Annotated in this window: 8 protein-coding genes; 3 read left to right on the plus strand and 5 right to left on the minus strand. The window is 52.5% G+C overall.

Going from position 1 to position 13,329, the window contains the following annotated elements:
- Positions 1-45: 45 nt before the first annotated feature.
- The gene (locus ACFQ2I_RS19280) at positions 46-978 is read right to left on the minus strand and encodes an AEC family transporter (RefSeq protein WP_377567191.1); all 933 of its coding nucleotides are present in this window, start codon (positions 976-978) and stop codon (positions 46-48) included.
- A gap of 151 nt (positions 979-1,129) precedes the next feature.
- Between ACFQ2I_RS19280 and ACFQ2I_RS19285 the strand changes: the two genes are divergently transcribed.
- From ACFQ2I_RS19285 to ACFQ2I_RS19295, 3 genes are read left to right on the plus strand one after another with little or no spacing between them, the layout of a single operon-like run.
- Positions 1,130-2,233: a GerAB/ArcD/ProY family transporter gene (locus tag ACFQ2I_RS19285; RefSeq protein WP_377567135.1), complete on the plus strand. Its 1,104-nt coding sequence runs from the start codon at positions 1,130-1,132 to the stop codon at positions 2,231-2,233.
- A complete protein-coding gene (locus tag ACFQ2I_RS19290) occupies positions 2,214-3,626 on the plus strand; it encodes a spore germination protein (protein ID WP_377567137.1) in 1,413 nt (470 codons plus the stop codon). The genes ACFQ2I_RS19285 and ACFQ2I_RS19290 overlap by 20 nt, the downstream gene beginning before the upstream one ends.
- Before the next feature lie 7 nt (positions 3,627-3,633).
- Complete coding sequence (locus ACFQ2I_RS19295; RefSeq protein WP_377567139.1) at positions 3,634-4,794, plus strand: Ger(x)C family spore germination protein; 1,161 nt, start codon at positions 3,634-3,636, stop codon at positions 4,792-4,794.
- A gap of 44 nt (positions 4,795-4,838) precedes the next feature.
- Here ACFQ2I_RS19295 and ACFQ2I_RS19300 read toward each other — a convergent pair whose 3' ends face one another.
- From ACFQ2I_RS19300 to ACFQ2I_RS19315, 4 genes are all read right to left on the minus strand, one after another.
- The gene (locus ACFQ2I_RS19300) at positions 4,839-5,762 is read right to left on the minus strand and encodes an EamA family transporter (RefSeq protein WP_377567141.1); all 924 of its coding nucleotides are present in this window, start codon (positions 5,760-5,762) and stop codon (positions 4,839-4,841) included.
- A 274-nt stretch (positions 5,763-6,036) separates the two neighbouring features.
- Positions 6,037-8,784 carry an alpha-mannosidase gene (locus tag ACFQ2I_RS19305; RefSeq protein WP_377567143.1) on the minus strand — a complete coding sequence of 916 codons (2,748 nt, stop codon included), beginning with the start codon at positions 8,782-8,784 and terminating at the stop codon, positions 6,037-6,039.
- Between the two features lie 74 nt (positions 8,785-8,858).
- Entirely contained in the window at positions 8,859-11,999 is a 3,141-nt protein-coding gene (locus tag ACFQ2I_RS19310; RefSeq protein WP_377567145.1) for a beta-galactosidase, read from the minus strand.
- On the minus strand, positions 11,996-13,315 hold the full coding sequence (locus ACFQ2I_RS19315) for a glycoside hydrolase family 125 protein (protein WP_377567147.1): 1,320 nt from the start codon (positions 13,313-13,315) through the stop codon (positions 11,996-11,998). Before ACFQ2I_RS19315 ends, ACFQ2I_RS19310 begins: the two co-directional genes overlap by 4 nt.
- Positions 13,316-13,329 lie beyond the last annotated feature (14 nt).

A 13,329-nucleotide genomic window follows, 5' to 3' on the forward strand; every position in this document is an offset into this window, starting at 1 on the left:
GCCCCTCCCTTCTTCTTCCCTTCCTCTCATTCTGCACCTCCCCCACTACAGCTCAAGCTTCAGGAAGAAGATGACGGCCGTCACAGTCAAAATGCTGAACAGCGTGGATATGAACACTGACTGGGAAGCGAATTCCTTCTCATTATCGAACTCTACAGCGAGCAATACACTGCTAAGCGACGTAGGAACCGCAGACGATACAATAAGCGCTGCTGCTACGAATCGCTCCAGACCAAGCAGCCACACGATCAGCCACGCGAGCAGCGGACCGGCCACCAGTCGGAGGATGCCGGACAGACTGACGTCAATGACAAGCGAACGACTCACCTTCCAGCTCATGCTGCCGAGCTGCACCCCAAGCGTAATGAGTGCCGTGCCGATGAACGCATCGGACAAATAGGTAATCGGCGTCTCGATCGATTGCGGAATGGGCACATGCAAGTAGCGTAGCAGGAAGGCAAGCGGGATGACATAGATGACCGGCATGGACATAATCGTCCGCCAGATCGCCGCCCGATTGGCTTTATGCGCATTAACATTATATACGCCATATGTATTGGGGATGAGCGATTGCATCATCATAATCAACACTTGGACAGCCAGCGTCTCCTTATTCCCGGAGAAGGCTAGCTGATTGAGCGGAATGCCGTAATTGGCGCTATTGTAGAACAACACGCTGTTGCGCATAGCGCTTTTCATACCGGGGCTGTAGCCTCTGATTCGGATGACGGTCTCCACCAGCACATATTGCCCCACCATGAATAGAACGAAGAACAACATGACTTCCCCGATCGACTGCGCCGTAATTGCCGTATTATAAATCAGATTGAACATAATGGCTGGAGAGAACAGATAAAAATTAAGCTTGGACAACGTTTTAATATCCAATGTGAAGGCTCGCTGAAGGATAACCCCCAGACCGATCAGAAGCCCCATCGGCAGTACGTTAGTAACTAAAATATGCAAAAAAATATCCATCTTCAGCATCGTCTACTTTCTTCTAGTATTTCGCTCGGAACGCTATGTTTCATTTTAATCAGTTATAGGATTAAAGATCAACCCGTTATTTGACGTTTGCTTCATCTCCATAATGGCAACTCTAGTGTAAAAAGGGAATGAGGAGTGCCTCATGAAAAGCACAGGAATATCCTTCTTGCACTTATCCGCCATCATGTTGCTTTCAATCGGATTGATGAATCACGTGATTCTGATTCCTTCCTTGCTGGAAATCTCGAAGCGCGATGCCTGGCTAACCATCATCGTGACTACCGTGCTGTTCATACCGGTATTCTGGGCGATTGCCATTATCGCCAAGCGAAGCCAAGCGATGAATAAGCCGATGATGACGTGGCTTGTTGAGCGTATTGGCAAGATTCCTGCTGGCATAATCGCGGCCGCTTTTGTTTGTTTGCTGCTTCTGTCCGCCGTCACTACCGGCAAGGATATGAAAATATGGACGAGCTCGACGTATTTGCCTCTGACGCCGCCAAGCGTAATCGTACTGTCCTTTATCGGCCTGTGCTTGTATTTGTCGCTGCAGGGAATTCGTTCAATCGCTCTCGTCTCCGTCATACTGCTTCCTTTCGTCCTAGTGTTCGGAGAGTTCGTGATGATAGCCAATTTCCCTCACAAAGATTATAGCATGCTGTTTCCACTCTTCGAATACGGTTCCTCAGGCATGTGGCGGGGAATCGTGTATGTCGGTACCGGTTTTGTTGAGATACTTTATATATTGCTGCTGATTCATTATGTGAAGAACAAAGTGAAGACTGGCTATATCATTCTATTGGGACTGGCTATGGCAGGCTTGACAATTGGTCCGGTTATGGGAGCGATTGCGGAATTTGGACCCGTAGAAGCTGCAACACAGCGGTTTCCCGCATTCGAAGAATGGCGCCTTGTTCGGATAGGCAACTACATCAACCATCTGGACTTCTTGTCCATCTATCAATGGATAAGCGGGGCTTTCATCCGAATCAGTCTGGCCATTTTTCTTATTTCAGACCTTTTTCCCGCCCGGCGCCGCACAGTGGCTGCCAGCATAGCCGCTGTTCTCATCGCTGTTCTGACCATATGGCCGATGAGCGATATATCATTTCTGCGCGCAATGATGATTTATTATTTTCCATATGTATTTGCCTGTATGCTGATATTGGCAGCAGTGCTGCTAGTGCTTGCCTTGATTGCTTACAGGAAGAAAGGATGGTCGCAACATGGATCTGAAAGCCGTTAAAGAGTCGTTCACCGAATTGGACGATATCGTCATTGAATGCCGACACTTCCCGAATCATCAGGATGTGCACCTTATCTATTGCAAATCATTAATCGACCTTCAGCAGATTAACAGCATGATCGTACCGGAATTGCAACGGTTGCAGAAGCAGGTGCCTTCCTCTGATCAAGAATCGATTCTGTCCCATTCCAGCATGCAACTAACTACAGTGAACAAGTTGGAGGATTTGATTGAAGCTGTCTTTCATGGGGACGTCGTGATGTATTGGAATCAATCTCAGGCATGCGCATCTGTTCCAATCAGCAATATGCCCAAAAGGTCGACAGAGGAGACCAACATTGAAGTATCGATCCGCGGCCCCAAGGACGGGCTGGTGGAAGATATAGAAACGAATATCGCATTAATTCGCAGACGGCTTCCCGTCAGTCAGCTTGCGTATGAGAAGCGAATCATCGGCGGACGCACACATACGAAAGTGGGGTTGCTTTATTTAAAAGACAAGCTGGATGACGATATATTGGCGCTTGTTCGCAATAAGCTGGACAATATCCCTTCTTCCATAGAAGAGCTGACAAGCGCCAATCAACTGGAAGAGCTTATATCGGACAAGCCTTACAGCTTATTCCCGCTTACCGCATATACCGGACGAGCGGACTTCATCGCTTCTTGCTTGCTGAAGGGGAGATTCACCATCATCATCGACGGCGTACCCGGCGCGATGATCGCACCAGCCACTTTGCCGCTGCTGCTCAAGACGCCGGAAGACAGTCACTTCAACTTTCTGTCTTCTTCACTGGGAAGAGTGCTGCGGATGTTAAGCCTTATTAGTGCCATTATGCTGCCCAGCTTCTTTATTGCGCTTATCGGTTTTCATCAGGATCAATTACCCTTTCCCTTTCTTGCTACCATCGTGCTGACGCGATTAGGCACCCCGCTGCCGGCCCCGTTAGAAATGCTGATGGTACTGCTCCTGCTGGAGACATTCAAGGAAGCCGGCTATCGCTTGCCGTCCATGATTGGTCAGACACTGACTGTTGTAGGTGGACTCATCATTGGAGATGCCGCCATCCGGGCAGGCATTCTCTCGCCTACGATCGTCGTCGTAGGCGCTATTTCACTCGTAGCCGGCTCTACACTGATCAGCCAGACGTTAGCCGGGACGATCAGTACCATAAGAGTTATCGCGTTATTGCTTTCTTCTTTGCTTGGCATGTACGGTTTTATGCTGTTTACGATGCTGTTAATCGTATACATGATCGGTCTCACCTCCTTCGGCATCCCTTACTTGTCACCGTTCGCCCCGCTGCGTCTGAAGGAGATATTGCAGGCCACTTTCTCACTCCCGCTCAAGTGGATGGGGCGAGTACCGAAGAGTTTGAAGAAAGGAGATTAATGCATACATGATCCATGCGGCCTTTAAACTCCGCGTCGTTCTTTGCCTAGTCCTAGTGCTCTCCATCCTGTTGCTAGCAGGCTGTTGGGACTACAAAGAAATTCAAAAAGCCGTCTATACGACAACGATCGGAATTGACTACTCGGACAATGAATACACCATCTATATGCAAGCCCTGACGTTTTCCAATGTAGCGCAGCGAGAAGGTGAACGTCCGGCAAGGCATAAATCCGTTATCGGCACTGGGAAGGGCAAAACGATGACAGAGGCTTTCTTCGATCTATACAAATATGAGCAGCAAACGCTCTATTGGGGTCACATCATGGCAGTTATTATTCATGAGAATGCACTAAAGCAATTAAGAGTAGAGCAGTTCATCGATCTGATTAACCGCTATCGGGAAATTCGCTACAATCTCTGGTTGTTCGGCACGAATACGGATATTAAAGAAATATTGAACATCACACCCAATTTCGGCTATTCGCCTAGCGAATCTGTATTAATGAAGCCGGAGCATAACTATGCCCAGTACTCCTCCATAAAACCGGTATACTTCTACCGATTCATCGCGGACTATTACGACCGAGGCAAAAATGCGATTCTACCCAGAATCAACGTCAATAACACGCATTGGCAAGAGGGTATGGAAAAGACACCTCAGCTTGTTATAGATGGAGCCTACATCTACAATCGGGAACATTTGAACGGCTATCTGTCTACCGATCAACTGATTGGGAAAAGATACACGAGTCCTGCCTCCATCCGATTGCCGCTAACGATTTGGCTGCACGGAAAACCGGCGGCAACACTTGTCCTCAATCGTCCCAATGTGAACCATACGTTTGTCGTGAAAAACGGCAAAGTGGTCTTTGATATCTCCATTCACATATCCGGATTTATCGATGAACTGGTTCAAGAACCGAACGAGAGAGAGGTTATAGAAGCTGTTGAGAAGAAAATAACCGAGGAAGTGAGAGAGACTTTTCGAACCGGTAAAAAAATGAAGGCGGATGTATACAATTTGGGCACCGTTTTATTTCGATATCATTATCGGGACTGGCAAAGATACATTTTGCCTCATCCCGACATGAGCACTGTTGAGCTCGATAATGTGACTGTAAAGTTTCAATTGAAATATAGCGGCAAATACAAAAACCGACTGTCATGAGGCATTGTCGCTCATGACAGTCGGTTTGCTTCTATAGGATTGTGCTAGGTTCCGAACAACCTCATGATGACTATGCCTGCAAAGGCAAGGATAATGCCCGCCAGCTCTGTCCGAGAGAAGCTCTCCTTCACCACGAATCGGGTATAAATAAGTATGATAATCACATTAAGCGCCGCCACGGCGGAGACCAGTCCGGCCTTGCCGAGATCAAATGCGGTTATGATAAAGAACATGCCCACAGTATTCGTCGTTCCAACCGCCATACCTATCAAGAAGGTGCGCAAGCGGGAAGGGACAATACCTGCGGCCGCCTTATCGACAGCAGCTGACTTCCCTGACACTTCTACGGCTGCGGCAAGCTCGGAAGCTTGCATCCTCGACTTCCTGAGATCGGCAAGCCACCATAATCCGAAGCATATCGCTCCCGTCGTGAATAGGAAGAACATGCTGGGGAACAGCTCCGCACCGATCATCGTAGACCACTTGCCCGACAAATCGTTAAAGGCGAACATCAGCATAGCGAGCAGCCCCCACTGAGCGCCTTGCAGGTTGCGAAGCGATAAATCGTTGGAATATCTGACAAGCAGCACTCCACAAATAATAATAAGAAACGCAATAAGTTGCATCGTATGAAGTTTCTCTCCCCATAACAGGTAGGCAACAATGACGACCACAACAGATGGCAACGCTGTAAGAATGGCGACCAACGACGCTTTTCCTACCGCAAATCCTTTGAACATTCCCGCATTGCCGCCAAGTGAGAACAGTCCCATCAGAATACCGACAAGACTAGCAGCCCCCCAAGCGGAACCGGTCGCGATCGCAGCGATTAAGTTCACTACAGCCCCCATCGTAAATGCGCCGCATAGCAATAAATTGCGGTCAAAACCTTGCTGACTGGTCCAATGATACGATATCCCCCTCATCCCGAAGCTAACCGCCGCCAGGATGGCATACATAAGCCACATCTTGCCTATATCCTCCTCTGTTTTCCCTACCGTACCTACAGACTGATCGTTTTCGTCTGCACTTGAGCAGTTGACATAATACTCTCCATCATAGCATCGATTTCACTTCTTGGGGAGATCATCTTCATTTTCTTTTGCTGTAACTTCCCGAGGGGAAAGTGGGCGTTCTTTTCTTGCCATTGCAAAAATCGAATACAAAAAAGAGCGGAGACCTCCCCCGCTCTAATTGTGTTATATAGCTTTCATTCTCGGGCTATATTATTGAGCAAAATTATTAACGATAGCCCATTGTTACGATTTCAAATGGTGCAACTGCTTGAACATGGGTTCTGCCCTGGCGAACAGGCAGTGAAGCACCGTCGACATCAGAAGGCTGTTCCATAATGTTGCTCTTGTACACTTCCTTGCTGCCCTCAGGCACGGTTACGGACAATTCAGCCGGCTTGTTGTCCATGTTGTACCAACGCATCATCACATCGCCGGTGCCTTCAGCAATCTTCATGGAAGTGAACGCCAGTCCTTCACCTTCCCATGCAATTGCTGAGGAGCAAGCAGGCAGCTCGCCTTCATGGAGATCGGTCTGAACCGCTTGCCAAGTAATGCCGAATTGATATGCACGCTCGTAAGCATGGAATCGCTCAGATTCGCCGCCGTGCGGCAACAGCATCAGGCTGAAGCTATGCTCGCCCAGACATTGCGCTTCCGGTGTCGGGAATACGCCCCAGTCGCCAAGCTCGCTCACGGATCGAAGAAGTGTGACCGCGATCGTATTGCGACCGTCACGGAGCAGCTCATATTCATGCAAGCCTTGATTCGCAACTGTCAGCCCCGCTTCGCTGTTGCTCACATCGACGAACGCTTGCTGATGTTGGCAATTGCTCGGGTTCTCCCACTCCTTCGCAGGCTCATTGTCCCGCTTGGCTACTTCGAAGATGGAGTCGGCATAATGATGGCTTGCCGCCACATCGCTCGGGAACAACGCCCGTACCCGATGGTCCATCGCCTGATTATCGAAGCTGACAACAATGCCAACGCCACGACCGCTTCTGTCCAGGCTGACGACGACGCGAATGACGAGCGGCACTGTACGCTCTGTCGTCCGACCGCTCTCCCGGTTCGGGAAGTAGACGATCTCTTGCTTCTCCTGCTGGAACAATTCATCGCCGGATGCCGGAATGTCGAGCTCATGGACGATCTCAAGCGCAGCTCGATAGCTTGTATTCTCGATAAGCTTGACCGAAGCCCGCTTGTCCTTCGTCGTAATCGCCGTCTCTCCATTCGGCTGCTTGTACATATACTCATTCCCGATGTCGCCCGTATCCTCGAATATAAGTAAGTCGCGGAATTCTCGTCCGCTCGTCTTATCTGTCACGATCAGGCTACCGTCGGCTTGTGCTTCCACACGCAAGTAATCGTTCTGCAGCACATGATTCCCGTCGGCTAAAGCTTCCTCTTCCCCGTTAACCACCGTCCCATTCGTCTGCATCCAGGCGAACGAGCGCCAGCCTAAGGCTGGAACTGCAGCCGCTTCAAAAGTAATCCTGACGCGGCGGCACATGTACGGCTGGCGGAACCGGTCTTCCGGCAGATCATAGCCGAATTGCAAGCCGAGATCCTCAACATCGCAATAAACAGCTTCGCCTTGCTCGTTCAGCAGCGTCCTGTCGGCCAAGCTTACGTCTTTCATCATGTTGTTCATCTCCGGAATCGACTTGCCTTCACGGAAGTAAATGCGGCTGACATCCAGTTCCACAGCGACTACGCCGCTGCGCTCCCAGCCGCTTGTATTGAATACGACGAATGGCAAGGCGTTCTCGCCATATTGTGCGAACACGCTTGTCCGAAGCGCAGAGGCGATAACCGCCTTGCTATCGTCGATAATGGATTCCGCGACATGACGGCTCTTATCGAATCGAGTGACCATCTCACGATGCACTTCATCGACGCTGCAGCCGCAGATGCTGTCATGCGGATGGTTCTGCATCAGCGTCTTCCACGCATAGGTGAACAAGTGATGCGGGTAGGATTGGCCCAACCGATGCGCGATTGCCGCGAGCGGCTCAGCCGTGCTCTCCAGCAGCGACTGTCCACGCTGATTCATCTGCTTCAGATAGACGCGCGCGGAAGCCGTATTCACTAGCGTGGACCACCCGTCCGTACGCTGGCTGCGAAGCTCTCCCTTCACGACGGAGAGCTGCCCTTCACCGGACATCGCCCCACGCACTGACGCAAGATAGTCCTCGAAGTTGGAATGAATGAACTCCACTTCAGGATGAATGCGCTTGGCTTGCTCGATGGCTTCCGGAAGATCGCACTGGATAGGCTGATGATCGCAGCCGTTCATATAGAGCAGTTGGTTCGTGGATGCATACCGCTCCGCATCCGCCAGCTTGCGCTCCCAGTATTCACGCGCTTCCGTCTCGTCAGTCGGTACTTCATTGCCATTGCTGTACCAATTCGCGAACAGAATGCCCAGCACCTTCGAGCCGTCCGGGCCTTCCCATACCAATTCCGAGAAGGAGGACTCGTAGGAATCGGATACGGTATTATTGAAGCCCGTCGGCTTCACACCGCGACCGAATAACGCGTTGTCGATGCCGGCTTGGCGCATGAGCTGAGGCGCCTGACCGTATATGCCGAACGTATCGGGAAAGTAGCCGATTTTGGAAATGGTGCCGTATGGCGCCGCATCCCGATGACCGATCTGCATATTGCGCACATTGGCCTCAGAGCTGGTCAGGAATGCATCTTGTAGAATGTACCAAGGGCCAATGCCAATTCGTCCTTCACGAATGAATGCCTCCAGTTCCGCACGGCGTTCCGGTCGTACCTGCAGATAGTCCTCTAGTATAATGGTCTGTCCGTCCAAAAAGAAGCTCTTGTAATCGGGCTTGCTTGCCATCGTATCCAGAAGGGTATCCATCAGCTCCACCAGCCGAACATGATGCTTCTCGTAAGGCAAATACCACTCCCGGTCCCAATGCGTATGGGAAATAATATGCGCGGTCTTCTTCGTTGTCATGCTTGCTCCTCCTAACCAGTCGGTGAAATGGAAGTCAGGTATAAGCGATTCACTTATACCTGACCCATTCATTATTATTGAATATGTTCAACCGTCACTTCCGCTGGACGATATACGCTCTTGATCTTGCCTTGCTTGTCCGTAGCGAACAATACGGATCGCTCTTGCTCCAGCTTGAAGCGGTAACGACTGCCCGTAACGGGATCTTGCACCGCTACTTCGGCATCGAATCCGCTCTCCGACACGAATACGAACAGCGAACCGCTTGCGAAGGTCAGCTTTCGACCGTATACGCCGGGCAAGTCCCCGCCTTCCAGCCAGTTCAGCTCCTGACCGACTCCGGCTTCCTCCAGCGCAGTCCGATACAGCACTTCTACAGCCTCCGGACGTTCATTCAGCTCCACCGGAAGCGGACACCAGATTAAGCGGCCAGCACCAACAGGAACAATGGACAAGCAGTCCCCACCGCGGTCTTCGCCGGACTTCTCCACTGTCGTCTCCTTCACCGTCTCTGCAATTCGACGGGCTCCGAAGGAGATAGAAGTGTCCACACCTTCAGGCACATTCAGCAGACGTTCCTCACGGCGGACATTGCGAAGCTCCAGGCGGCCCAGCTCATCCGCCAAGCGCGACTCCTGTCTCCAGTAGGCGTTCAGCCCGATCGGCCCCGTCCATAGCAGTGTCGCTCCCGTCTCGGAGACGATACTCATCAGCTTGTCGAACGCTCCGCTGTCGAAGTTGTGAGGGCTTGGCACAATGATCAGCTTCGCCGGGCGCTCCAGCAAGTCGTCCAGATGGTATTCGCCAACCGCACGGCACGGAACATTCAGCCGATATCCCAGCACCCTTGCCGCTCTGGTCGTCGCATCGAATGCCAGCTTGCGGTTGGAGAAGTCGTTCGAGTATGGGAAGACCATCGCCGTCTCCTCTATCTCGCGTCCTTCGAACAGATCGCCAATCTCGCCCATGAACCGTCCGAAATCATAAGAGACATCCGCCTCCGGCTTCTCCGTGCCGTCCGCGCGAATAGCGCCGATATGCGATTCATTGGCATTGTCCATATAGAAGTTCGTGTTCCAGATCCATTGAATTGCGCCGGCTCCGCCAGCCGCGAATGCGTAAGCGTACTTGCGCTCCAATATGCCGCGCAGCTCCTGCTCGGAACGCTTCGCCCGGCCGTCTGGCGTCTCCACGTACATAATGCCGGTCTCCTGCACGAGATTCGGCTTATTCGCCGTCTTGCTGAATATGCCGTCCCACAGCAAGTGGTCGTTCAGCCACCAGGAATGCACCGTCGTATAATCGGCCGCTTCCTCGTAGAAGAACGGGGAAGGCCGCTGAGCGCCAAGCGCCTCGTCTTGTCCGACGGTAACCATATGATCCGGGCAGACTTCCTTAATGGCATCATACAGCTGCTTGGCCCAGACATTATGCATCTCCATCGAGAACAGCACATAATCCAGCCATCTGCCGCCCTTCTTCGCCTGGTGCATATCCTGCACGTCGAAGTTGATCTCTTCCGGCTCCGGCGGCAGGGCTGCTGCGAACGAAGGCAGCTGCTGCGGCGTCATGTTCCACTTCTCCTGCAAGCTCTGAATGCTGCCGTGGCGCTCTTCCAGCCAGGCGGAGAACGCTTCGCGCTCGTAGACGTCGCCACAGGATCTCGGTCCGTCGGAGAAGATACGCGGCGGATCGAACATGGACGGCTCATTAATCAGATCCCAATCCACATTCTTCGTGTTCCTGTGCCGACTGATGATGGAGCGTACGAACCTCTTCTGCGCTTCGACGCTACGCGGGTCAAGATATGGATTAAGTCCTTCCCACGCTTCCGGCGTGAAGGAGAAGAAGGTGAAGGTCACCTGCAGGTCATGACGCTTCGCCGTCAGCAGAAATGCATCGATAGCGCGAAGCGCCGCTTCGGAGGCATGCCCGTCCACTTCCATAATGTTGCGGTACGCAGTCCATATGCCCGTGCGAATCCAGTTAATGCCTGCACCACGCATCGCGGCCATATCGCGGTCCCATACAGAGACGTTCGGCAAAGTCAGGAATTTGCGTGCGACGTCGCTTGTCATATACGTCATGCCGACTACGGGCATCGGGCGGCCATCCTTGCGGAAGTAATCCCTGTCAGCCGATACCGGCTCGCCTTCCTCCAGGAGCGCATCGTGGCGACCCCAGAAGCCTTGGCGCAGCACGCGCCGTTCTCCGTCAATCGATGTCAAGCTGGCCGTCGCTCGGTAATAGCCGCTCTCCAGCGCAAGTGGAACCGGGAAACGCATCATCTCGATATCCCGCTTCACTTCCACTGTGAAGATGTGCTCCCAGCTCTCGCCGCCTTCACCGTCCCTCTCTATCGTCAACGTCACGTTCCACTCTTTGTTCGGAGCATCAGATGCAGCAGCGAAGCCTCCCAGACGCTGCGCTTGCAACGTAAGCAGCGGACGCTCTCCCTGCTCGTAGCACGCGTAATCCGGCTTCAGCCACCACTCCGTGACGCCGGCAGCCGTGAACGCTATCCAGGACGCCAGCGCTTCTGCGCCGCCGCCTTGCCAGAAGGCCGTACCTAGAGGCTGGCCGAAGAACAGCCAGCGCGCCCCGGCGAACTCGCCCAGCACGCGCTCCCACAGTACAACAGGCGCCGACAGTTCGCGGCCGTCCTCGCTGCGTCCTTTCAAGAGCGGATAGATGCGGGCATCCATTGGTCCTGCAGAGCCCATCTGATGCGGCAGATCGCTGCTCTTCGTCACATGCGGCACCAGATTCCAGGCATCCGCATCACCTTGCAGCAGCTCTTCTTGACCTTGCAGCAATGGAATCTCCGTCAATGCCGTCAACGAAGTCACTCTGCCACCATCCACCCGCAACGCTTCATGGATGCCTAGCGCTTGATGATACGCCGTCTGCTCCGCTTCCGCATGCCACTGACCGTCATCACTACGGCGTACGGGATGCTTGAACGGCGCTCCGCCGGCAGAGATAAGCCCTCCGCCGCGCTTCAGGAAGCCGACAATATCGCCCCATGCGTCCTTGGGGAAGTAAGGCGCATGCAGATTAACGAAGCAGCCGGGCTCCGCTGTGTGCAGCGCCTCGGCTAGTCCGTTCGCATCGACTACTCGGGCATAAGCTCCGATAGCTTTCAACGACTCTTCTGTCAGTCCTTCGCTGCTCATCGGGAACGAAGAATCATAGAATAAGACGATGCCGCTCATAGCAGATCTTCCTTCATCGCTTTATAGACAAGCTGAGAGAACAAGCTGTTGGACCACGCGAACCAGCTGCGCGTGAATTCATTGGGATCGTCGGCGTGGAAGCCTTCATGCATGAATCCAGTGTCGGCGTCCGTCGCTTCAAGCACATCGATCAATGCCAGCTTCTCTTCATTAGAAGTAGCGGTTATGCCTTGCATCGACAATGCCATGTGCCAGATGTAGCCCTTCGGTGTATGAGGGCTGCCGATTCCCTTCGCAGCCTTGCCCTCGAAGTAGAACGGATTCTCCTTGCTAAGCGCGAAGCGGCGGGTATTCTGATAGATAGGATCCTCCGCATCCACGTACCCCAGATAAGGAATGGACATCAGTCCCGGCGTGCCCGCGTCGTCCATCAGACAATAGTTGCCGAAGCCGTCCGTCTCGTAGGCGTAGATCGGGCCGAAATCAGGATGGCGGTATATCCCGTATAGTTGAATGCCGTGATCAACGTCGGCTTCCAGCGCCTTCAGCTCCGCCAGCATCGTCATATCGCGGAACACCCACTCCGCGAACTCTTGCATCTGACGCAGCGATACGACTGCGAACATATTCGCGGGAACGTTGTAGTGAAAGTCGCATGCATCGTCGCTGGAACGGAAGCCGGACCAGATCATGCCCGTATAATTGACTGGCATGCCCATGCCATTGTTGCGCAGGGAATCTTCCGGAATACCGTTGTTGCGCGTGAAGCGATACGGAGACAACTCGAAGTGGCGCTGCTCGATTCTCCACAGCTCGATAATGGTGCGCATGACCGACTTGAAGTTGCTGTCGAATATATCTGTCAGCCCCGTCTCTTTCCAGTACGCATACGCCAGACGTATGCTGAAGCAGATGGAGTCAAGCTCAAACTTGCGCTCCCATACCCACGGTCCCATATCCGTAATATCATCTGTATTCCAATGCCAGTCATTCGCCGATTCATTGAAGGCGTTGGCATAAGGATCGATCGCAATATATTGCATATGACGTTTAATCAGTCCGCTGATGATGCGCTGAAGTTCCTTATCCTCCTTCGCCAGCGGAACGTAATGAATCACTTGCTCCACAGAGTCACGCAGCCAGCATGCTGGAATATCGCCTGTAATAATAAAGGTCGTTCCATCATCCATCAGCTTCGTCGTCGTCTCCAATGTATTCGGGAAGCAATTAAGGAATTGCTTCATCAGCTTGGGGCGGTGCGCCAGCTTCTGGCGCGCTTCCTCTAGCACTTTTTCCACTGCCTTGGGCAATTGCAGCTCGGGCATGGGGATTTGTGGGAGTCGGAACTGTTCCATAATTTCATTGTCCT

This window comes from Paenibacillus chungangensis (assembly GCF_042675905.1).
GTDB classification, from domain to species: Bacteria; Bacillota; Bacilli; order Paenibacillales; family Paenibacillaceae; genus Pristimantibacillus; species Pristimantibacillus chungangensis.

Excerpts from the sequence above, each read along its gene's own strand:
- ACFQ2I_RS19280 (WP_377567191.1), bottom strand. The coding sequence starts at position 978 with ATGGATATTTTTTTGCATATTTTAGTTACTAACGTACTGCCGATGGGG.
- ACFQ2I_RS19285 (WP_377567135.1), top strand. The coding sequence starts at position 1,130 with ATGAAAAGCACAGGAATATCCTTCTTGCACTTATCCGCCATCATGTTG.
- ACFQ2I_RS19290 (WP_377567137.1), top strand. The coding sequence starts at position 2,214 with ATGGATCTGAAAGCCGTTAAAGAGTCGTTCACCGAATTGGACGATATC.
- ACFQ2I_RS19295 (WP_377567139.1), top strand. The coding sequence starts at position 3,634 with ATGATCCATGCGGCCTTTAAACTCCGCGTCGTTCTTTGCCTAGTCCTA.
- ACFQ2I_RS19300 (WP_377567141.1), bottom strand. The coding sequence starts at position 5,762 with ATGTGGCTTATGTATGCCATCCTGGCGGCGGTTAGCTTCGGGATGAGG.
- ACFQ2I_RS19305 (WP_377567143.1), bottom strand. The coding sequence starts at position 8,784 with ATGACAACGAAGAAGACCGCGCATATTATTTCCCATACGCATTGGGAC.
- ACFQ2I_RS19310 (WP_377567145.1), bottom strand. The coding sequence starts at position 11,999 with ATGAGCGGCATCGTCTTATTCTATGATTCTTCGTTCCCGATGAGCAGC.
- ACFQ2I_RS19315 (WP_377567147.1), bottom strand. The coding sequence starts at position 13,315 with ATGGAACAGTTCCGACTCCCACAAATCCCCATGCCCGAGCTGCAATTG.